The organism is uncultured Bradyrhizobium sp. (genome assembly GCF_936928535.1).
In the GTDB taxonomy this organism is placed as follows: Bacteria; Pseudomonadota; Alphaproteobacteria; order Rhizobiales; family Xanthobacteraceae; genus Bradyrhizobium.
In genome coordinates, this window is sequence record NZ_CAKZHY010000097.1 from 79275 (window position 1) to 100525 (window position 21251).

At 63.9% G+C, this 21251-nt stretch carries 19 protein-coding genes; 14 read left to right on the plus strand and 5 right to left on the minus strand.

The window, feature by feature from the left end:
* Positions 1–4: 4 nt before the first annotated feature.
* On the minus strand, positions 5–322 hold the full coding sequence (locus tag Q0687_RS19735; protein ID WP_298880070.1) for a hypothetical protein: 318 nt from the start codon (positions 320–322) through the stop codon (positions 5–7).
* A gap of 115 nt (positions 323–437) precedes the next feature.
* Between Q0687_RS19735 and Q0687_RS19740 the strand changes: the two genes are divergently transcribed.
* The 7 genes from Q0687_RS19740 (at position 438) to Q0687_RS19770 (ending at position 7012) form a co-directional block, all read left to right on the plus strand.
* Entirely contained in the window at positions 438–1328 is an 891-nt protein-coding gene (locus Q0687_RS19740) for an alpha/beta hydrolase (protein WP_298880073.1), read from the plus strand.
* An 81-nt stretch (positions 1329–1409) separates the two neighbouring features.
* The gene (locus Q0687_RS19745; protein ID WP_298880076.1) at positions 1410–2933 is read left to right on the plus strand and encodes an FAD-dependent oxidoreductase; all 1524 of its coding nucleotides are present in this window, start codon (positions 1410–1412) and stop codon (positions 2931–2933) included.
* A gap of 103 nt (positions 2934–3036) precedes the next feature.
* On the plus strand, positions 3037–3612 hold the full coding sequence (locus Q0687_RS19750) for an HdeD family acid-resistance protein (protein ID WP_298880078.1): 576 nt from the start codon (positions 3037–3039) through the stop codon (positions 3610–3612).
* A gap of 11 nt (positions 3613–3623) precedes the next feature.
* Positions 3624–3848 (plus strand): hypothetical protein, encoded by a 225-nt coding sequence (locus Q0687_RS19755; protein WP_298880081.1) that lies wholly within the window; start codon positions 3624–3626, stop codon positions 3846–3848.
* A gap of 242 nt (positions 3849–4090) precedes the next feature.
* Complete coding sequence (locus tag Q0687_RS19760; RefSeq protein ID WP_298880084.1) at positions 4091–5308, plus strand: acyl-CoA dehydrogenase family protein; 1218 nt, start codon at positions 4091–4093, stop codon at positions 5306–5308.
* A gap of 310 nt (positions 5309–5618) precedes the next feature.
* Positions 5619–6110: a septal ring lytic transglycosylase RlpA family protein gene (locus Q0687_RS19765; protein WP_363323966.1), complete on the plus strand. Its 492-nt coding sequence runs from the start codon at positions 5619–5621 to the stop codon at positions 6108–6110.
* A 386-nt stretch (positions 6111–6496) separates the two neighbouring features.
* Positions 6497–7012 (plus strand): AAA family ATPase, encoded by a 516-nt coding sequence (locus Q0687_RS19770; protein WP_298880085.1) that lies wholly within the window; start codon positions 6497–6499, stop codon positions 7010–7012.
* 239 nt (positions 7013–7251) lie between these two features.
* Here the strand turns inward: Q0687_RS19770 and Q0687_RS19775 are convergent, their stop codons facing one another.
* Positions 7252–8298: a phosphatase PAP2 family protein gene (locus tag Q0687_RS19775; RefSeq protein WP_298880086.1), complete on the minus strand. Its 1047-nt coding sequence runs from the start codon at positions 8296–8298 to the stop codon at positions 7252–7254.
* 129 nt (positions 8299–8427) lie between these two features.
* Here Q0687_RS19775 and Q0687_RS19780 point away from each other — a divergent pair, with 129 nt between their 5' ends.
* Positions 8428–8628 carry a hypothetical protein gene (locus Q0687_RS19780; protein ID WP_298880087.1) on the plus strand — a complete coding sequence of 67 codons (201 nt, stop codon included), beginning with the start codon at positions 8428–8430 and terminating at the stop codon, positions 8626–8628.
* A gap of 52 nt (positions 8629–8680) precedes the next feature.
* Here Q0687_RS19780 and Q0687_RS19785 read toward each other — a convergent pair whose 3' ends face one another.
* The gene (locus tag Q0687_RS19785; protein WP_298880090.1) at positions 8681–10198 is read right to left on the minus strand and encodes a M81 family metallopeptidase; all 1518 of its coding nucleotides are present in this window, start codon (positions 10196–10198) and stop codon (positions 8681–8683) included.
* Between the two features lie 355 nt (positions 10199–10553).
* The gene (locus tag Q0687_RS19790) at positions 10554–12284 is read right to left on the minus strand and encodes a HAMP domain-containing methyl-accepting chemotaxis protein (RefSeq protein ID WP_298880092.1); all 1731 of its coding nucleotides are present in this window, start codon (positions 12282–12284) and stop codon (positions 10554–10556) included.
* A 316-nt stretch (positions 12285–12600) separates the two neighbouring features.
* Here Q0687_RS19790 and Q0687_RS19795 point away from each other — a divergent pair, with 316 nt between their 5' ends.
* The 5 genes from Q0687_RS19795 (at position 12601) to Q0687_RS19815 (ending at position 19943) form a co-directional block, all read left to right on the plus strand.
* Positions 12601–13983, plus strand: a complete 1383-nt coding sequence (locus tag Q0687_RS19795) for an ethanolamine ammonia-lyase subunit EutB (protein ID WP_298880095.1) — start codon at positions 12601–12603, stop codon at positions 13981–13983.
* 173 nt (positions 13984–14156) lie between these two features.
* A complete protein-coding gene (locus tag Q0687_RS19800) occupies positions 14157–15743 on the plus strand; it encodes a B12-binding domain-containing radical SAM protein (protein WP_298880097.1) in 1587 nt (528 codons plus the stop codon).
* Positions 15740–16525 carry an ethanolamine ammonia-lyase subunit EutC gene (eutC, locus tag Q0687_RS19805; RefSeq protein WP_298880100.1) on the plus strand — a complete coding sequence of 262 codons (786 nt, stop codon included), beginning with the start codon at positions 15740–15742 and terminating at the stop codon, positions 16523–16525. Before Q0687_RS19800 ends, eutC begins: the two co-directional genes overlap by 4 nt.
* A gap of 205 nt (positions 16526–16730) precedes the next feature.
* On the plus strand, positions 16731–19097 hold the full coding sequence (locus Q0687_RS19810) for an MMPL family transporter (protein WP_298880103.1): 2367 nt from the start codon (positions 16731–16733) through the stop codon (positions 19095–19097).
* Between the two features lie 57 nt (positions 19098–19154).
* Positions 19155–19943, plus strand: coding sequence for a class I SAM-dependent methyltransferase (locus tag Q0687_RS19815; RefSeq protein ID WP_298880106.1), 789 nt, complete (start codon positions 19155–19157; stop codon positions 19941–19943).
* A 58-nt stretch (positions 19944–20001) separates the two neighbouring features.
* Here the strand turns inward: Q0687_RS19815 and Q0687_RS19820 are convergent, their stop codons facing one another.
* On the minus strand, positions 20002–20499 hold the full coding sequence (locus Q0687_RS19820; RefSeq protein ID WP_298880272.1) for a hypothetical protein: 498 nt from the start codon (positions 20497–20499) through the stop codon (positions 20002–20004).
* 469 nt (positions 20500–20968) lie between these two features.
* Between Q0687_RS19820 and Q0687_RS19825 the strand changes: the two genes are divergently transcribed.
* On the plus strand, positions 20969–21205 hold the full coding sequence (locus Q0687_RS19825) for a hypothetical protein (RefSeq protein ID WP_298880109.1): 237 nt from the start codon (positions 20969–20971) through the stop codon (positions 21203–21205).
* The last annotated feature ends 46 nt before the right edge of the window (positions 21206–21251 follow it).

Below are 21251 nucleotides of genomic sequence, written 5' to 3' on the forward strand. Positions count from 1 at the left end.
CGGCTCAAACCTCCCGGCCGTGCAATTTCCAGAGCGCGTACACAATGTACCAGGCCGGAATGTTGTCGCAGGTGTAGCCGAACACTTTGCCGGCCCCAAGGTTGCGAAAGTTCTTCATGGCCTTGAGGTGTGCGCCGCTCGCGACGAATTCGCGCATGCTGGCGGGATCCGACCATGCCGTCAGCGTGTGATATGTTCCGTCGACGATCCTGGCCTGGACCAAAACGACTCCGGGCGCACGACGCGCCTGCGCCAGCGACTGGAGCGTTCGCCACCAAAATCGCGGCAACTGCGCGATGCCGCGTGGGCGGAAGCCGGTCATGGAGACATAGACCATATGCAGCACCTCGACTGTGATGCGGCAGCAACGATGCGCAAAAGCAGTTGGATCACCGACGGGTGCGAGTTAGGCTCTGCCGCGGGATCGAGTGGGCAGCATGCAGTACAAATCCGTCACGACTGACGTTCTGGAGATCGCCTATCTCGACTACGGCGCGCTCGATGGCTGGCCCTGCATCATGGGGCACGGCTTTCCCTATGACGTGAACGCCTATGCCGAGGCCGCGCCGCTGATCGCGCAAGCCGGCGCGCGGGTGCTGGTGCCGTGGCTGCGCGGCTATGGGCCGACGCGGTTCCGCTCGGCTCAGACACTGCGTTCCGGCGAACAGGCGGCGCTCGGCGCCGATCTGCTGGCCTTCATGGATGCGCTCGATATTCGGCGCGCGGTCGTCGGCGGTTATGATTGGGGCGGCCGCGCGGCCTGCATCGCCTCGGTGCTGCACCCCGAGCGCGTCGTCGGGCTCGTCTCCGGCAATTCCTACAACATCCAGAACATCGCGCGCGCGATGGAGCCGGCTTCGCCATCGGAGGAGGCGGCGCTCTGGTATCAATACCTCTTCCACAACGAGCGCGGCCGCCGCGCGCTGGAGCGCAACCGGCGCGGCTTTGCCCGCCAGCTCTGGGCGATGTGGTCGCCGACATGGCCATTCGACGACGCTACCTTCGAGAAAAGCGCGGTGTCGTTCGACAATCCTGACTTCGTCGATGTCGTGATCCATTCCTATCGCCACCGCTATGGGCTGGTCGAAGGCGATCTCGCCTATGCCGCGATCGAGGCGAGGCTCGCGGCGCAGCCACAGGTCCGCGTCCCCACCATCGCAATCGACGGCGACAGCGACGGCGTCAACCCGGGCACAGCCCACCACGCGAAGAAGTTCGAGGGCTTTTTCGAGCGGCGCGTCTTCGCCGGTGCCGGCCACAATCTGCCGCAGGAACGGCCGGCCGAATGGGCGCAGGCGGTGCTGGACGTGCGCAAGGCGACGTCCTGATTTTCACGATCGGGGGAACTTTTCGTCGCCGGCGCCGTCCAAATCCTGAGCTGCGTGTTGAGCCGCCAGGGAGACGACGCCATGACCGAGGACAAAAAGCCGAGCGGACCTGATCTGACCAAGGGCGTTTCGCTCTCCGACTTCAAGGACGGAAAATTGCTCGGCCATGTCGGCGAGGAGGACGTCCTGCTGGTGCAGGCCGGCAGCGAGATCTTTGCGATCGAGCCGCTTTGCAGCCACTATCACGGGCCGCTCGCCGAAGGGCTGGTGGTTGGCGACACCATCCGCTGCCCCTGGCATCACGCCTGCTTCGCCGTGCGCACGGGCGAAGCCACACGGCCGCCGGCGCTGAGCGCGCTGGCGGTGTGGGACGTCGCGCGGGATGGCGAAAGGATCGTCGTTCAGCGCAAGCGTGAGGCGCCGAAACCATCAACGGCTCATCGCAGCGCGCCGACGGGCGAGAAATTCGTCATCGTCGGCGGCGGTGCGGCCGGCTTTGCGGCGGCCGAGACGCTTCGCCGCGAGGGCTTTGCCGGCGCCATCACCATGCTCAACAGCGACGGCGCGATGCCGGTCGACCGACCCAATCTGTCCAAGGATTATCTTGCCGGCAACGCGCCGGAGGACTGGCTGCCGCTGCGCGGCGAGGACTATTATCGGGACGCCGGCATCGACCTGCGTCTCGACACCAATGTCTCGGCGATCGATCCGAAGACGCGCAGCGTCATGCTCGGCAATGGCGACAAGCTGCCGTTCGACCGGCTGCTGCTCGCGACCGGCGCGGAGCCGGTCAGGCTGCAGATACCGGGTGCCGACCAGCCGCATGTCCACACCTTGCGCTCCGTCGCCGATAGCCGCGCGATCATCAAGGCATCAGGCAGTGCCAAACGCGCGCTGGTGATCGGCGCCAGCTTCATCGGGCTCGAGGTCGCGGCCTCCTTGCGGGCGCGCAAGATCGAGGTTCACGTGGTCGCGCCCGAGGAGCGGCCGATGCAGAAGGTGCTCGGCTCCGAGATGGGCGACTTCATTCGCGCACTGCATGAAGAGAACGGCGTCGTCTTTCATCTGAAGGATGCCGTGGAGAAGATCGACGGTATCAGTGCGAGGCTGAAGAGCGGCGGCGTGATCGAGGCCGATCTCGTCGTAGCGGGCATCGGCGTCAAGCCACGCCTTGCGCTGGCGGAGCAGGCGGGGCTGGCCGTCGATCACGGCGTCAGCGTGAGCGAATATCTGGAGACCAGCGTCGCCGGAATCTTCGCGGCCGGCGATATCGCGCGCTGGCCCGATCCGCATTCCCGGCAGACCATCCGCGTCGAGCACTGGGTGGTGGCGGAGCGGCAGGGCCAGACCGCGGCGCGCAACATGCTCGGCAGGCGCGAGCGTTTCGACGCCGTGCCGTTCTTCTGGAGCCAGCACTATGACGTGTCGATCAACTATGTCGGCCACGCCGAGGGTTTTGACGACATCGCGATCGACGGCAGCATCAAGGACAGGGATTGCCTGTTGAAATACCGCAAGGGCGGCCGGGTGCTCGCGGTTGCCTCAATTTATCGCGATCTCGATAACCTCAAGGCCGAGCTCGACATGGAACGTTTCCACGCTTGATCTGCGTCAACGCTGGAGGCCGCCGGGCTGCTCTGCTGGCTGTGGTCCCGGAATTGTGCTATCCTGAGATGTGCTCTCGGGCATCACATGCAGGAGGTGCGTCATGACGTCTGCTTCGGATACCTCATCCCATTTGGGCCTCGGCTCCGGCATCGCGGCGCTGCACGGCAAATGGGGCTGGATCGTTGCCCTCGGCGTTGTCTACCTGATCGCCGGCTTCGTCGCGCTCGGCAGCGTCGTGATGGCGACAGTGGCGAGCGTGCTCGTGGTCGGCGTCATGATGATCGTCGCCGGTGTCGCCGAGGTCATCGGCGCCTTCCAGATGAAGAGCTGGGGCAAGTTCCTGATCTGGGTGCTGCTCGGCGTGCTCTATGTCATCGCCGGCTTGCTCACTTTCGACAATCCGCTGTTTGCGGCAGTCCTGTTGACGCTGTTTCTCGGCGCATCGCTGATCGCCTCCGGCGCCGTCAGGCTGTTTCTCGCCTTCAGCATGAAGCGCGAAAGCCCGTGGGTGTGGGTCGCTCTCTCCGGCGCCATCACGCTGCTGCTCGGTCTGTTGATCGTGGCGCGCTGGCCGGTCAACAGCGTCTACATCCTCGGCCTGTTTCTCGGCATCGACCTGATCATGGCCGGTGCCGGGTGGGTCAGCCTTGGCCTCAGCCTGCGGCAGCGGCGCTAGGCGGCAGCGTCATGCGTTGGCTCTACACGGCCGTCATCGTGCTGTTCGTCGCCGCGACAGTGATCTTCGCCGCGCAGAATTTCGAAACGGTCACGATCTCGTTCTTCAGGATGAATCTCAGCCTGCCGCTCGCGGTCCAGACCCTGGTCGTCTATCTGCTGGGCGCTGCCACCGGCGGCAGCCTGTACGCTCTGCTGCGGCGTTCCTACGCCGGCTCGAAGCGAAGCGTCGAGTGAACAGCAACTCGACGCAAGACCATCTGGCGGAACTCCGCTGAGCTGACGCGCTGGTGGCGAGCGATCTGCTCAAGGGGACGCGAGGGGCGGGACTCCATCCGCGAGCTCGGTATCGTAGGGTGGGCAAAGGCGCTCTTGCGCCGTGCCCACCACCTCCTCGATACGGAAACAGATGTGTGGGCACGCTTCGCTTTCCCCACCCTGCGAGACTGGCGCGAAGATCGGCGAGCGGGAGAATCAAAATGGACTTTCAACACTCCACCCGTTCGCTGGAGCTGCAGGCGCGTGTCCGCCGGTTCATGCGCGAGCATGTCGAGCCGGTCGAGGAGCTCTATTACGAGCAGGTCAAGCCGGAAGCCGCGCGCTACAGGACGCCGGCCGTCTTGCAGAACCTCAAGCAGCTAGCGCGGGAGCAGGGGCTCTGGAATCTGTTCCTGTCAGGCGAGCACGGTCCGGGCCTGACCAATCTCGAATATGCGCCGGTGAAGGAGATCATGGGCCGCATCCTCTGGGCGCCGGAGGTTTTCAATTGCTCGGCGCCCGATGTCGGCAACATGGAGGTGCTTAGCCATTACGGCACGAAAGCACAGCAGGAGCGCTGGCTGAAGCCGCTGCTGGAGGGGCGCATCCGCTCCGGCTTCTCGATGACCGAGCCGCAGGTCGCCTCCAGCGATGCCACCAACATCCAGTGTGCGATCAGGCGCGACGGCGACGACTACGTCATCAACGGCCGCAAATGGTTCACCTCAGGCGCGATGAACGAGGATTGCGAGATCCTGATCGTGATGGGCAAGACCGCGCCCGATGATTCCGATCGTCACCGTCAGCAATCCATGATCCTGGTGCCCAGGAATACGCCCGGTGTCCGCATCGTCAGGGACATGCTCACCTACGGCTACGACGACGCGCCGGTCGGCCACCCCGAGATCGTCTACGAGAACGTCCGCGTGCCCGCAGAGAACATGCTGCTCGGGGAGGGACGCGGCTTCGAGATCGCGCAAGGTAGGCTCGGTCCCGGCCGCATCCACCACTGCATGCGGCTGATCGGCTGCGCCCAGCGCGCGCTGGAATTGATGTGCCAGCGCTCCGTCTCGCGCATTGCCTTCGGCAAGCCGCTCGCCGAGCAGGGCTCGGTGCGCGAGGACATCGCGCATTCCTTCTGCGAGATCGCGCAGGCCCGACTGCTCACGTTGCAGGCCGCCGACAAGATGGATCGCGAGGGCAACAAGGCCGCGCGCGACCTGATCGCCGCCGCCAAGATCGTGGTGCCGAGCATGGCCGCCCGCGTGATCGACCGTGCCATCCAGATCCACGGTGCTGCCGGCGTCTCGCAGGATACATTCCTCGCGCGCGCCTATGTCTATGCCCGCTTCATCCGCATCGGTGACGGCCCGGATCAGGTGCATCTCGCCGCGATCGGCAAGGAACTGATCAAGCGCGGCGGAACGATCGGAGGCTAGGGCCTCCTGTTCCAAACGACGATCTGGTTCCGCGGCAGTGCGGCTTTCACGGGGGTGTTGCGCGATTTCCTCTCCGCTGAGTGCGTAAGACTCCGGGGGGCGACCGCGCAGGTCATGTTGCTGACTCATTCCCTGTCTTAGACGGCGATAACGAAAACACGTGGGAGCCGCTCAGGCTCTCGCAACGGTTCCTCAAAGCCGGGGGTTGGCGCGAATTCGCAAGAGACTGGCGCAAGTTCAAGAACGCTGACGCGTTCGCTTGGCCATGTTCTGCGGATCCGGAACCGCACGAAAAATCGAAGGAGAAGTAATGGTGTTCCGCTCGAGCGCCGCGATTTGCGGCGCCCTGGTTGCGCTTGCCGTTTCTGTCAATGTTGCGCGTAGTGAAACAGTTGGGGTTCAATCAAGTGCCGTGGTCGAAGCCGCCTGTGAGAAGGCGATCGTCGGCGCGGCATCCACCTATAACCCGTTCAAGCCCGGCAAGGAGGAGGGCGGCCCGACAACAGCTTCCGGCGAACGTTACGATCCCGAGAGATGGACAGCCGCGATCAAAACGAGCCTGCGCGAGAAGTTCGGCGGGGTCCAATTCGGGGCGCGACCGAAATTTGCGCTCGTCGAGGCCGTCGGCAAGAAGGTCATCGTCAGGATCAACGACGTGGGGCCGCTCAGGCCCGGCCGCGTCATCGACCTCAACGAGCGAACGATGCGCCATTTCGATCCGAGCATGGAGCTTGGCGTCATTCCCGACGTCACGGTCAGGCCGCTGTCTGGGGATGACTGGACGCCGGGGCCGGTCGGCTGAACATTCGTTGCTGACTCAAGTCAATGTTCGAACGAGCATTTTGGCACAAACTGCACAGACGCGCGATATTATCATAGGTTAATTTCGGGCATGGGCAGCGAGTTGATCATACGAGTCGTTGTTGTTGCGGCCGGTGCTTTCACGGTGGCTGCCGTCTCCGCGCTCATATTCGGCTATTGATCTATCTCAATCCACGCACTGCGTCCGGGCATTTCCTGTCATCGGCAGCACATGCGGACGGGGTGCAACGATGCAGCCGTGGGCTTTGCATTCGCTGGTCTGGGGGCTGACGGCGATCGGTTTGATTGCCATGGCCTCCATGCTGCTCTGAAGCCGTTTGCGACCGGGACCATTGCAGGTCCAGCTGCGCCGGTGGATGATGATGCATGACAGGCAAACCCATGCTCATCGTCTTCGGCGGCCTTCCCGCCACCGGGAAGACTACGCTCTCGCGCGAACTGACGCGACGGTGTGCGGCGAGCTATCTCCGCGTCGATGCGATCGAGCAGTCTTTGCGCGCGGCGGGGCATGAATTCGGCGCGCTGGGTTACGTCATCGCCAACGCGCTGGCGGCCGAAAACCTGCGGCTCGGTCGCGTGGTCGTCGCCGATTGCGTCAATCCGGTGCTGGCCAGCCGCGAGGGCTGGCGGCAGACGGCGCGACATGCGTCAGTCCCCATCGCCGAGATCGAAGTGATCTGCAGCGATCCGGCTTTGCACCGGCAGCGGGCGGAGTTGCGCAGCTCAGACATTCCCGGTCTCCGACTGCCGACCTGGCAGGACATCGTCACCAGGCACTACGAACCCTGGGATCGCGACCATCTGATGCTCGATACCGCCAATGATTCGATCGATCATCTGCTCGAACGGGTCGAACGCTATCTTCGCGATGCGATGGAGTGAGTTCCGACCGGCGCGACATTTTGTCGGTAGCGAACTTCGTCATCATCTGTTCAAAATTCGCAGCTAGTGTCCCCTCGACGATTGGTTCGCCGGATGTACGCGAGCTGGATCGCAAGCCTCGGCCCGCGTGCCGGGGCTTTTCGTTGTCGAAGCAATCTCTGCCCGGGGTCCCGCAATAGCGACCTGTCGCGCCCTGCGATTCGCGGGCGCTGCTCAGGTCTTGTTCACGCGCCTCGAGTTCACGCGTTCACCTCGGAGATGATCTGCAGGCGACGAGGCGGCGTCCTTCGCCGAGCGGATCGGCCGAGTGCGATTGCCAGGGCGACGCCGATCAGCCACAGCAGCCCGCCGCCTGCCAGGTCGATGACGTAATGGCCCCCGATCGGAACAGTCGATATCAGCACCAGCGCATTCCAGGCGGTGAGGGTCCAGAACAGCCAGCGGATTCCGGCCGCTGCGAATATCGTCATGAGCGCGAGGCAGCAATGAAACGATGGAAAGGTCACGACGCCTTGCAGACTGGTGAACGAGATCACCGGTGACGAAGCATTCCTGAAGTAGTCGAACTTCGCGAGATGATACGTGCCTGAGCCGGGAGGCAGTTTTTCGAGAATATCGGGCGAATAATCGAAATGAGCGAAAGCACCGATCGCGGGCCACACGATCGAAAACGCGGCGGCGACAACGATTGTCAGACTGCAAACGAAGACCAGTTCCCAAAGCTTGTCTTCGCGACGCAGAACCGCGAGAAGCACGACAAGTCCGAACAACTGCACGAAGGAGCTCGCGTAGGCAATCCAGAGCAGATTCGACAGCGCCGGGTGATCCGCGAACCATACCATGGTCGATGGGAGATCAATCGCCAGGAAGCGATCCATCTCTGCAAGCGTGCCGTCAATCAAGGGGAAACGGCATCGCAGCCCTGCAAGGCTCATAATTCCAGCCATCCCGATCGAAAGGAAAAGGACGGCCACTGCGCCGGATATGTTCGAGAGAATGGGCGCCGGGCGATACCTGCCATAGAAAACGTAGATGAAGATGAAAAATGCGGTCAGCGCTATGGATGCGCCAAGGCTGTCAGTTTCGATCCCGACGCCCAGTGCCAGGATCAGGAATGCCGCGACACTGCACGCCGCGATGCCGATCAACCAGCAGCATCTCTCGGTCCACCGGTGGAACGTTCCGCTGTTTCCCAGCGCGTTTAAATCGGCTTTGTGCAGCTCTTCCGATAACCCAATGCGATTGGGCGATTCCGCGGCTCGCACGCACGTCAACGCACTGAACATTCCAAACTTCCAAATGTAGCGGCGAACGTGTATCGTCGCGTCGCCTCAACTAGAAGGTATCACGTGGTTCTACGGGGTTGTATATGTGTTTTGTACAACTATGTCTGGTGGTGAACAGATTGTTTCCAAATGTTCTCAACTGCGCTTTCCGGGAACGGCCGGCTCAACGTCGTCCACGTCGATACTTATCTGTTGAGTTCATTCCCGTTCGATTGGCTAGCCTGGGCCAATTCGGATCGCGAACTGAAGGCGGAACTCAGCCGCTATCGCGAGGTCGAGGATGTCGGCCGCGTCAGGATCTTTGTCGATCAGTCCGGAAGCTCGCGGTAACGGCGGCAAGTCAAAGCGGGATCAGCAACTGACGAAGTCCGCGCGGCGAGATTCAACTTGGCGAGACCTCGTCGAGCGGCCAGATGGGACGGCGGACTTTTCGGTAGGAAAGCTTGCTGTGGTCGTTGGTGGCGAGGCCGCCGCTATCGGCCAGGATCACCTCCTTGGCCATCGGCCCGAAGGCGGCCCGGAAGTGGTGCGCTGACTTGACTGCGACGATCCGGAATTGAGCCGGTTCTGCTCCGACGATCCGGAACATTTCCTGATCGTAGGTCTGCAGCGTGTTGGTCGAAATCGCGATGGAGATGCCGTTGACTTCGAGCAAGGCCGTGGGCCCGAGCGTCATGGGCTGACCGGCGTTCATCGGCCCCTCGCATACGAAGGCGCCGTCCGACAGGCCGGTCACCCGACCGGTGAGCGTGAGCGGAGGTCCGTAGCTTTCAGGATGGCGCTTGGCGCCGACAACGACATCCAGGCTGGCTCCAAGGCCGGCGGCATGGCAGCGCGCCGCGGCTTCGCCGTCGCCGAGGACGCCGAACAGCACGCTTCGGATTTCAGCCTGCAGCAACGCCTCCAGCAGGCGGACACCGTCGCCGTAGGCGCCCGAACCCGGGTTGTCGCTGAAGTCGGCGATCACCAGGGGACGGGTATCCGTGACATCGACGGCGGCTGCGGCGGCAAGCCTCATCGCGGTCGTCAAGTCGAGCGGCGTGACGGTGACCTCGGCGCGCCGGCGGATCATCTCGTCCTGGAGTGCGGAGGCGGCCTGCCGCGCGGCGGCTTCGGCGGCGTTGTGGGAGGCGTCAAAGGTGACCTGAACGCTGGGACCGACCTCGGCAATATCAGCGCGGCTGAAGCCCGCGCAGACATCGACGGACAAAAGGCCAGGCGTCTGCGCCTGCATGTCCGCGGCGCGCGCCAGCAGGTCGCTCATCACCCCGCCCTGGGTCCGTCCGTGATTGCATCCGTCGAGCAGAGGTCCCTGCAGGCGGAAGACCCTCGGGCGGATCGTGCCATCCATCGCCGACCGCAGCAGTTCAGCGGCGCGGAACGCCGTCTCATACTGGTCGATGTGAGGGTAGGTGCGGTAGGGCAGCATGATGCTGGCGAGCCGGCCCATGCGTTCGGTGACGTTGGCATGCAGATCGAGCGTTATGGCAATCGGGATCGTTTCGCCGAGCCGCTTGCGCAAGCCTTCGAGCAGCGCCCCCTCGGCGTCGTCGTCGGTCTCGGTCACCATCGCGCCGTGCAACGCGAGGATGACGCCGTCGAACGGCCCCGTTTCACAGGCATCAAAGACCAGGCGCTGCAGTTCGGCCCAGCACTCGGCCGTCACCTTTCCGGACGGGGTGGCTGCGGCGGCGACCGGCTGCACCAGGGTCCAGCCGTAATGTTTGGCTGCGGCCAGATGCGCGGCTATCTCCATCCGTGTCGCGGCCAGCGCCGCGGCGATCTCGGCATCACGCAGAAACAGCCGCCTGCGATAGTCCTCCAGCGTCGTCGGAACGATCGAGAAAGTGTTGGTCTCGTGGGCAATTTGCGCCGAGAGAACGCGCCGCGTCTTGCTCATGGGATTTCCCTTTTTGGTCTTGTTTTTGGGCAATGTGACGAAAGATCAACCCTGCGCCAGATGCAATAGGCTTGCCGCTATCGGCCGCGCCGACCAAGCTCAGGACTCATGGAAATGTGAATCGCTGCATCGCGCGGCTATGCGTCGGTACTTTCGGGGGAAGCTTCACAAGGCCATGGTGACATCATGCCAGTGTTTTGCCTGACGCGACAAATTAAAATTTGCAAAATCCGCATTCAACCAAAGGGCGCGGTCAAGCCATTGATCAGGCTGGCTCTGCCTACTGTGCATGGGGTTGTTTTCAGGACTTTGTCGGACAGGTCTACCGCCGTCGTCGCAGACGGCGGCCGCGCCGTCATCCCGCCTTGGCGATGTGGCTGTCCGACCGCAAATTCTGGAAGAACTTCTCCACCTCGCGCGACAGCGTGTCCGCGGTCGCGGTCAGGCCGCTTGCAGCCGTCAGCACCGAGGAGGCCGCCGTGTCGGTCTCGCCGATGGCGTCGCGCAGCGAGGTGATGTTGGCGACCAGCGTCTCGTTGCCCTGGGCTGCGCTCTGCGCGTTGGAGGAGATCTCGCGCGTGGCCTGGTCCTGCTGGCCGACGGCACCTGCGATCGCCGAGGTGACCTCGTTGATTTCGCGCACCGCGCCGCCGATCTCGCGCACCGCGTCGACCGCGTTGCGGGTGGAAGACTGGATCATCGCAACGTTCTCGCTGATATCGGCGGTCGCCTTCGCAGTCTGTCCGGCCAGCGCTTTCACTTCATGCGCGACCACGGCAAAGCCGCGGCCGGCATCGCCGGCGCGGGCGGCCTCGATGGTGGCGTTGAGCGCGAGCAGGTTGGTTTGCTCGGCGATAGTCTGGATGAGGGTCAGCACGCCGTCGATGCGCTGCGTGGCGGCAGCGAGGCTTTCGATCTCGGCGATCGATTTCTCGGTGCGCTGGCCGGTCTGCTCGACCGCGCTCGCGCTCTGCCGCACCTGGCGGCCGATCTCTTCCACCGACGCCGACAGCTCCTCGGCCGCACCGGCGACCGCGGTGACGTTGTGCGAGGCCTGCTCGGTGGCATTTGCGGCGGTGCCGGCGCGGCTGCTCGCATCCGCGGTGACGCGGGTGATGGTCTGCGCGGTCTCGCGCATGACCGAGGCATTATCGCTGAGCCCGCGCATGATCGCGCCGATCGCTTCGCGGAACGCTTCGACTGACTGTTCGATGTGATGCGCGCGCTCTTCGCGGGCCGCGGCATCCTGGGAGACCTGCGAGGCGAGGTTGCGGTTGCGCCCCATCGCGTCCTGGAACACTTCGATGGCGCGGGCGAGCGCACCGATCTCGTCGGCGCGGCCCGCGTGCGGCACCACGACATTCTCGGCACCGTCGGCGACCTGCTTGATGGTCGCGGTGATCGCGGCGAGCGGCCGGGCGATCGAGCGGGCGATGATGATGATGCCGATCACGACCAGCGCCAGCGCCACGCCGCCGAGGCAGGTCAGCACGAACGACAGCATGCGGTTGGTCTCGGTCTCACGCGAGATCTGCCTGGCGCGTTCGGCATAGACCTTGGAGAGCGCTTCGAGATCCTTGTTCAACGCCGATCGCACCGCGCGGTTGGCGTCGTTGTCGCCCCATTCGCGCCCCGCCGCCGCATTGATCTCGACGCCGCGGCGGACCAGCTCCTTGCGGAACTCGACGAATTGCTCGATGCGCTTCTTGAAGGTTGCGAACTGCTCGGCATCGTCGGCCTTGACGATGCCCTCCCAGCCTTTGACCACGCCCAGGATCTTATCGTTGAACTTCAGCAGCCCGTCGCCGAACTTCTTCACGACCTTCGGGTCCGTCGACATGTAGACGCCGCGCGATTCCATCACGACCGCATAGACCAGCGAGTTGACGCGCTCGACGTTCAGCGCGGCCGCATTCGCCGTCTCGATCGCGCTGGTCAGCTCGGCGCCGCGACGGCTGTTGTAGTCGGACAGCGTCGCGATCGCCGCGGTCAGCAGGGCGAACAGCGCGAAGATCGCATAGAGCTTGGTGGCAAGCGAGAAACGGCCTGCCAGGCCGGCAGCATTCCCAGATCGATCGATTTGCATGGTGTTTGGGCCCAGATGGCCAGGATCGGCCGGTGGTGTGCGGTCGTATAAAATTGACGTAAAATTATGCAGAATGAAGATGGACGCGGCGTTAACGCGCAAGTCGGGGATGTGCGCCGAAGGTCGTAGGATATACGAGCTATGTCAGTGAGATGGGGATATCCTATCGGCTTCCGGCAGGCCGGCGTCGGGGATCGTCGGGAGTGTCCCGAACATCGGTGTGCAAATAAGCTGCCGAGCGCGGATTCCCTGACGCCAGCGCCGCCTTCAGGACCGACGGGAGTCGGTCACTGGCCGACGATTTCAGGAGGGGCTTTTGGTCTACCGCCACGCCATCGACGCCACGACCTACACCTTTCCTGATCTGCGCGACCTCCTGGCCAAGGCAACGCCCCCGCGCTCCGGCGACCGGTTGGCCGGCATTGCCGCCGGCAGTGCCGAGCAGATGATCGCCGCGCGGATGGCGTTGGCAGACGTTCCGCTTGGTCAATTCCTCAACGAAGCGGTCATTCCCTACGAGGCCGACGAGGTCACCCGCCTCGTCATCGACAGCCACGACGTCAGGGCGTTCGCGCCGGTGGCCTCGCTGACGGTCGGCGCCTTCCGCGATTGGCTGCTGTCCGACGCCGCGACGCCCGAGGTCTTGCGCAAGCTCGCGCCGGGCATCACGCCGGAAATGGCGGCCGCGGTCTCGAAACTGATGCGCAACCAGGACCTGATCCTGGCGGCGCGGAAGTGCGAGGTCGTGACCACCTTCCGCAACACCGTCGGCCTGAAGGGCCGGATGAGCACGCGGCTGCAGCCCAATCATCCCTTGGACGATGCCCGGGGGATCACTGCCTCTATCCTCGACGGGCTGCTGCTCGGAGCCGGTGACGCCTGTATCGGCATCAACCCGGCGAGCGACGATCCGGCCGTGATCGGCCAATTGCTGCGATTGCTGGACGAGATCATCGCGCGGCTGAAGATCCCGACGCAGGGCTGCGTGCTGACCCATGTCACGACGACGCTGTCGCTGATCGGGCAGGGCGTGCCTGTCGATCTCGTCTTCCAGTCGGTCGCCGGCACCGAGGCCGCCAACCGCAGCTTTGGCATCGACCTCGCGCTGCTGAAGGAGGCGCATGCGGCCGGGCTGTCGCAGAAGCGCGGAACGATCGGCGACAACGTCATGTATTTCGAAACCGGCCAGGGCTCGGCATTGTCGGCGGGCGCCCATCACGGCGTCGACCAGCAGACCTGCGAGGCGCGCGCCTATGCGGTGGCCCGTGGCTATGCCCCGCTGCTGGTCAACAGCGTGGTCGGCTTCATCGGTCCGGAATATCTGTACGACGGCAAGGAGATCATCCGGGCAGGGCTGGAGGATCATTTCTGCGGCAAGCTGCTCGGCCTGCCGCTCGGCATCGACATCTGCTACACCAACCATGCCGAGGCGGACCAGGACGACATGGATAATCTCCTGACGCTGCTTGCAGCGGCCGGCGTCACCTTCATCATGGGGGTGCCCGGCGCCGACGACGTCATGCTCAACTACCAGTCCACCTCCTTCCATGACGCGCTTTATGTCCGCGACGTCTTCGGTCTGGCCCGCGCGCCTGAGTTCGACGACTGGCTGGTGCGATCAGGCATTGCCGGGGCGGACTTCCGCCTTGCCGGCGATGCAGGCCTCTTGCCCGATTTTGCCTCGCGGCTGATCGCCTGACGCGGGAAAACCCGGCCAAAAGCCTCCCGAGCCGGCGTGAACCCGGGAAACCCTTGGCGCGTCTCAAGAATTAGTTCGCTGCCACAATATTGAGGAATTCCGGTCGCAGCGTTACGCTATGTTTCTGGAGACCTCGTCAGGACCGTCAGTGGAACGTGGTTGGGGGAAGTTCGATGCGCGCTGAAAGCAACGGAACGAGCCGGCAAATTCTCTGCGTCTTTCCGCGTTACACGTCGTCCTTCGGCACCTTCGAGCACGCTTACCCGCTGACCGATGGCGTCCGCGCCTTCATGCCGCCGCAGGGCCTGTTGCTGCTCGCGGCCTACCTGCCTAGGGAATGGCAGGTCAAATTCGTCGACGAGAACCTCCGCCGTGCTACGAAGGAAGAGTTCGAATGGGCGGAGGCCGTCTTCGTCAGCGGCATGCACATCCAGCGCCAGCAGATGAACGACATCTGCCGCCGTGCCCATGAGTTCGACCTGCCGGTCGCGCTCGGCGGTCCCTCCGTCAGCGCCTGCCCGGACTATTATCCATCGTTCGACTATCTCCACGTCGGCGAGCTCGGCGACGCCACCAATCAGCTGATCGAGATTCTATCGCGCGACACCGCACGCCCCGAGAATCAGGTGGTGCTCACCACCAAGGACCGCGTGCCGATGACGGAGTTTCCGATCCCGGCCTATGAGCTCGCCGACGTGAAGCGCTATTTCCTCGGCAGCATCCAGTATTCCAGCGGCTGTCCGTATGAGTGCGAGTTCTGCGACATCCCCGGCCTCTACGGCCGCAATCCGCGTATCAAGTCGCCGGAACAGATCATCGCGGAGCTCAATCGCCTCCGCGAATGCGGCATGACCGACACCGTCTATTTCGTCGATGACAATTTCATCGGCAATCGCAAGGCCGCGATGGATCTCCTGCCGCATCTGATCGAGTGGCAAAAGAAGACGGGCTACGTGGTGCGGCTTGCTTGCGAGGCAACGCTCAACATCGCCAAGCGGCCGGAGATCCTCAAGAAGATGCGCGATGCCTATTTCATCACCATCTTCTGCGGCATCGAGACGCCGGACCCGGACGCGCTCAAGGCCATGCACAAGGACCACAACATGATGGTCCCGATCCTCGAGGGCGTGCGCACCATCAATTCCTACGGGATGGAGGTGGTCTCGGGCATCATCATGGGGCTCGACACCGACAAGCCGAACACATCCGAGGCGCTGCTCGCCTTCGTCGAGGAATCCAGGATTCCGCTGCTCACCATCAACCTGCTTCAGGCCCTGCCGAAGACGCCGCTCTGGGACCGTCTCGAGCGCGAGGGGCGCCTGGTCGAGGATGAGGGGCGCGATTCCAACGTCGACTTCCTGCTGCCTTATGACGAGGTCGTCGCGTCCTGGAAGCACGCCATGAGTGTCGCCTATGAGCCCGAGAAGGTCTACGAGCGCTTCCAGTATCAATGCGACAACGTCTATGTGCATCGCCTCAAGATGCCGGTGCCGGACGAGATGAAGACCTGGGCCAATATCCGGCGCGGCCTCGTCATGCTGCGCAACATCTTCTGGAAGGTCGGCGTGCTCGGCGATTACAGGCGCGTGTTCTGGAAATTCGCGCTCGGACGCATCAAGCGCGGCGACATGGAGGGCCTGATCGGCTGCACCATGATCGCGCATCATCTCATCACCTTTGCGCGGGCCGCCACCAGCGGCAGGCAGAACGCCTCGAACTATTCGATCCGGCTGCGCGAAGCCTCCGTTCCTGCCGAATGAGCGACGAGCCCGTTCCGGCACGCCCGATCATCGATCTCAAATCGTTCACGCCCGCGCGTGTTGCGCTCGGGCGTAGCGGCGTGAGCCTGCCGACCAGGCCGCTGCTCGATTTCACGCTGGCGCACGCCCGCGCCCGCGATGCCGTGCATGCCGCCTTCGACGCGCCGGGTTTGATTGCCGGGCTGAGGGCGCTCGGCCTTGGTGCCATCGAGGTCCACAGCCGCGCCGCCGATCGCGGAGACTATCTGCGCCGGCCGGATCTCGGACGGCAGCTCGATGCCGGTTCCGTCGCGGCGCTGGAAGAGACTGCCGCAGCACCGTCCCAGCTTGCGATCGTCATCGGTGACGGATTGTCGGCTGCAGCGGTCCATGTCCATGCGATCGCGCTGCTGCAAAGCCTGTTGCCGCGGCTTGGCGAGGGGGATGCTGTCACGATCGGCCAGATCATCGTCGCCTCAGGCGCGCGGGTTGCTCTTGGCGACGAGATCGGTGCCATCATCGGCGCCCGCATGGTCCTGATGCTGATCGGCGAGCGACCGGGCCTGTCGGCGCCCGACAGCCTCGGGGCCTATCTCACCTTCGCACCGAAACCGGGCCTGAGCGATGCCGCGCGCAATTGCGTGTCGAACATTCACAAGGCCGGCTTGGACTATGACGAGGCGGCCCACAAGATCGCCTGGCTCATCCGCGAGGGGCTGGCGCGTCGAGTCACAGGCGTGGCGCTCAAGGACGAGAGCGCCGACCGCGCCCCGCGTCGAATCGGCACGGCTGTGCCAGAATGACGGGCATTCCGGCAAAATCGCCGCATCTTGATCGATTTGGAAGTCCCCGCCGTGCTTGCGAGAAGGGCACTTGACCTGCTAAACCGCTGCCGGCGATTTTCCGCGCATTTTCAAAGGGCAAGCCTCCCATTGGTATGGCGTTTTCAAGCCGTTCGCGGGGCGCAATAAGCTCACAGCTAGAGCCGATTTAGGAACTGGACAAGGCATGCTCGAAAAGCACCGCGAGAATGAGGTTCATGTCGACAAGGTCGAGCAGGGGCCTGCGTCCTCAATTGCCTTCGGGCTTGAGCGTATCGGGCTGATCGCGGTCCGGGCGCCGATCGTCTCCTGCATCATTCTGGTCGCGCTGATCGTCGCCGCCGTGTTCGGCATCGAGCGGATCAAGATCGACGATTCGCTGTCGCAGCTGTTCCGCTCCAACACCCGCGAATTCCGCCAGTACGAAGAGGTCACCAAGAAGTTCCCGGCCGAGGAATTCGACGTCCTCGTCGTGGTCGAGGGCCAGAAACTCCTGGCGCGAAACAATCTCGAGAAGCTGCGCGACTTCGTCACGGACCTGCAACTGGTCGAGGGCACGCGCGGCCTGGTCTCGCTGTTCTCGGCGCGCCAGGCGCCGGCGCCGGGCAAGCTGCCGGCCGCGCTGTTCCCGGCCGAGCTGCCGGAGGGGGCAGCCTACGACCAGTTCATCGAAACCGTCAAGAACAACGAGATCATCCGCGGCAAGCTCTTGTCGGAAGACGGCACGCTGGCGCTGATCGTGCTGTCGCTCGATCCGGAGGTGGTTGCCTCCAGCAAGCTGACCAAGACCGTCGGTGACATCCGCGCGCTGATGAAGGAGGATCTCGGCGACACCGGGCTCAGCGTGCAGCTCTCCGGCGTGCCGGTGATGCAGCTCGAGATCCGCAACGCGGTCGAGCGCGACGGCCTCACCTACAACATTCTCGGCATTCTCGCCGGCTGTATCATCGCCATCATCTTCTTCCGCAAGATATCGTTCATGGTGGTGGCTGCCTTCCCGCCGATGATCGCGATCCTGATCGCGCTCGGCGCGCTCGGCTGGGCCAATTTCAATCTGAACATGTTCCTGAACGTGATGACCCCGCTCATCATGGTGATCTCGTTCTCGGACTCGATGCAGCTGACCTTCGCCGCGCGCGACCGCCTGATCGCAGGACAGGACAAGTTCACCGCGTTCAGGAACGCGGTGCTGGTGGTCGGCCCGGCCTGCGTGCTGACGCACGGTACCGCCGGCATTTCGTTCATCGCGCTCCAGTTCTCCGATTCCGACCTGATCCGTAAATTCGGCGAGGCGGGCCTTGCCGCCACCATCATCGCGCTGGTGACGGTGCTGTCGCTGGTGCCGGTGTTCGGCGTGCTGTTCGTGCGCAACGAGAAGGTCTTTGCGGTCAAGTTCCAGAGCGCCGATGCCGGCGTGCAGGCGCTGCGCAATTTCTGCTACTGGATCGCGGTGCGCATGGTCGGCCGGCCCGGCCTGTTCAGCCTGATCGCGCTGCTGTTCGTTGCCAGCCTCGGCGTCATCTACGCCAATCTGCAGCCGCGCTACCGCCTCGCCGACCAGGTGCCGGACAAGCGCCAGGCGGTCGCCGCCAGCAACCGGCTCGATGCCAAGCTGACCGGCGCGAACCCGGTCAACGTGCTGATCACGTTCCCCAAGGGTGAGACGCTCTACTCGCCGGAAACGCTGCAAACCATCGCCGATGTCCACGAGACCGTGGAGAAGGCGGCCGGCGTCGGCAATGTCTGGTCGCTGGAAACGCTGCGCCGCTGGCTGGCCGAAAAGGCCGGCAGCAGTGATGTTGCGACCCTCAAGGAATATGTGGGCGTTATCCCCGAGCATCTGGTGCGGCGCTTCATCGACGCCAAGCAGGACGCGGTAGTCGTGGCCGGCCGTGTGCCGGACAAGGACTCCAGCCAGCTCCTGCCGATCGTCGACAAGCTGGATTCCGAGCTCGACGCCGTCCGCAAGAAGCATCCCGGCTACGAGGTCGCCGTGACAGGTCTTGCCGCCATTGCCGCGCGCAACTCGGCCGGCATGATCGAGAAGCTGAACCGCGGCCTCACCGTCGAATTCGCGCTGGTCGCGATCTTCATCGGTCTGGCCTTCCGCTCATGGGTCGTGATGTTCGCCTGCATCCTGCCGGGCATCTTCCCGGTGGTGATGTCGGGTACGGTGCTGTGGGCGATGGGCGAGGGCTTGCAATTCGCCAGCGTCGTCGCACTCACCGTCTCGTTCGGCCTTGGCCTGTCCGCAACCATCCACTTCCTCAATCGCCTGCGATTGGAGAGCAAGCCGGGGGTCGGCTCCGCGCTCGCAGTGGAGCGCGCGACCGTGCTGGTTGGACCTGCGCTGATTCTGACCACGGTGGTGTTGGCCTGCGGTCTCGTCGTCACGGTCTTCTCGGACTTGCCTTCGCTGCGACTGTTCGGCTGGCTCAGCGCCTTCTCGATGGTGGCGGCGCTGGTCGCCGACCTCTTCATCTTGCGGCCGACGGCGATGTGGCTGATCAATCTGCACGCCAGGCTTCACGGTCCCGACAAGTCGGCGATCTGACCGGGGTCATCACGCGGCCAACGAATCGCAGCATGCTGCTTGCGGTTCGGAGGTCTCATGCGCGACATCAGGCACGACAGCGCGATCACGGCGTTTCAGCAGAAGCGGGGCCGCGACGCGGCCACGTTCTTCGTGCCGTTCCTCATTCCCGGCATGAGGCTGCTCGACATCGGCTGCGGCCCGGGAACGATCACGGCTGCGCTTGCGGAGATCGTCGGCACCGCGATCGGCGTTGATATCGATCCGGACGCGATCGCGTCGGCCCGGCAGCTTGCCGCGCATGCGGGCCCGGCCAGGCCGTGCTTTGTCGAAGCCGACATGACCGCACTTCCGTTCGATGACGATGCGTTCGACGCCGTATTCTTCCATGCGGTGCTCTATCATCAGAGCCAGGCGAAGCTGGCGAACGCACTGGCCGAAGCGCGACGTGTGTTGAGGCCGGGCGGCGTGCTCGGCACGCGTGACGCCGATGTCGGCGGCAACATTCTCCATCCCGAGCTTGATGGCGTGCGTCTCGCGCTCGATCTCTGGCAGCGCTGGTATGAGCACGACGACCGCGAAGCACTGCGCTTCGGCCGCTGGCAGAGCTCTGTTCTTCGCGCCCACGGCTTCACCCCGGTCTGGGCCGGCGCGAGCTACGTCAACCACAGCGCCGATGCGGTAAGCCGCGCTGAGGCCGTTGCGGACGCAAGGCAGAGCCTGCTCGGCCTCGGGCCGCAACTTGTAGGCAAGGCGCTCGCGACCCCAGACGAGATCGAGGCGGCGCTTGCCGGCTGGGACGCCTGGGGGCGCGACCCGGATGCAGTCTATTTCAGATGCCGCTGCGAATGCGTCGCGCGCAAGTAAAAGCCCCCGGCTCGCGAAAACCGGGGGCGCGATCCTTGATCCGAACGGGGGAGGGCGATCAGCCCTTCGTCATCGTGATATTCACGCCGCGGATCTCACCCTTGGACGAGATCTGAACCGTCTGCTTGGTGCCGTTGGTGCGCAGTGTCAGATTGGCGGCAAAGCCGTTGGCCTCGACGAACACGTCGATCTGGCCGCCGCCGGCGGTGCCCTGCAGATTGCCGAAGATGTTGCGGCTGGCCTCGCTCCAGTTGCCCGAGATGCGGTCGCCCTGGCTGGTCACGTCGCTGGTGAGGTCGAACTTGTAGCTGTCGGACGCGCAGTGCAGCGCCTGCTTGAGGTTGAGGCCGGTGCCGGCGACCTTGTAGTCCGCCTTGCAGCGGATGCGTTCGGTCGAGCCGTCGGACAGCGACACCGTGCCTGTGCCGGTCCACGCGCCGTCGAAGCCGGCGAACGGGCCAGACGACTGAGCGTGGCTTGCCGCAACCGAGAACAGCAGCGCGGCACCGATGCCGGCTACCTTGAGTGCCAGTTCGGATCGCCCAAAAAATTTCATCATCAATATCCCGTTTTGGAACGACGCCCGCTTGCTCGCAGGTCGTCTCGCCACATCGAAGGTTTAGTGTTGCGAGCCTGTGTCAGGTTCAAGCTTCTGTGCCGGATAAGCCGGGTCATCTCCGGCTCGCGAAGCGGTCTTGCTGCGGTCCGGCCCCGGTTTCCTTCTGTTTCCGTATGTTTCCGCCCCAAATGGTCGCTTCGACAGATGCAGCTCTGCAACAGGTATGCATTAAAGCGCCGCGTGCCAGAATTATGACGTAGTATCAAGCTCTTACATCTGCCAATGAAGGCCGAGGGAAGACCTGATTTGGTGAGCGTGGCGCCAATTTGGCCGCATTTACCAGCGCTTGTGCCTTCTCCGGTGCCGCACTCTCCGTGGCAACTTGCCATCAGAACAATCCGTTCCCGTCGTCCGCCCTGTGCTGTCCGGGATTGGTGCGATTCTGCCGTCAGAATGAAGGAATACAATGCGTAAGCTTCTAGTCGCTCTCACCGTGCTGTCGGCAACCCTGTCCACGGCTGCGTTCGCCCAGCAGGGGGGACGTGGTACGGACGCCGAGCAGAAGGCCTGCACGCGCGATGTGCAGAAGTTCTGCCGCCCGGTTATCGACCAGGGCGATTTCACCGTCCTGGCCTGCCTCAAGGAGAACCGCGCCAAGATCTCGCAGGCCTGCGACCAGGTCCTGAAGGACCACAACCAGTAAGCTCGGCCACTGGCCCATAAAGGCGGCCGTGGGGCCGCCTTTTCAG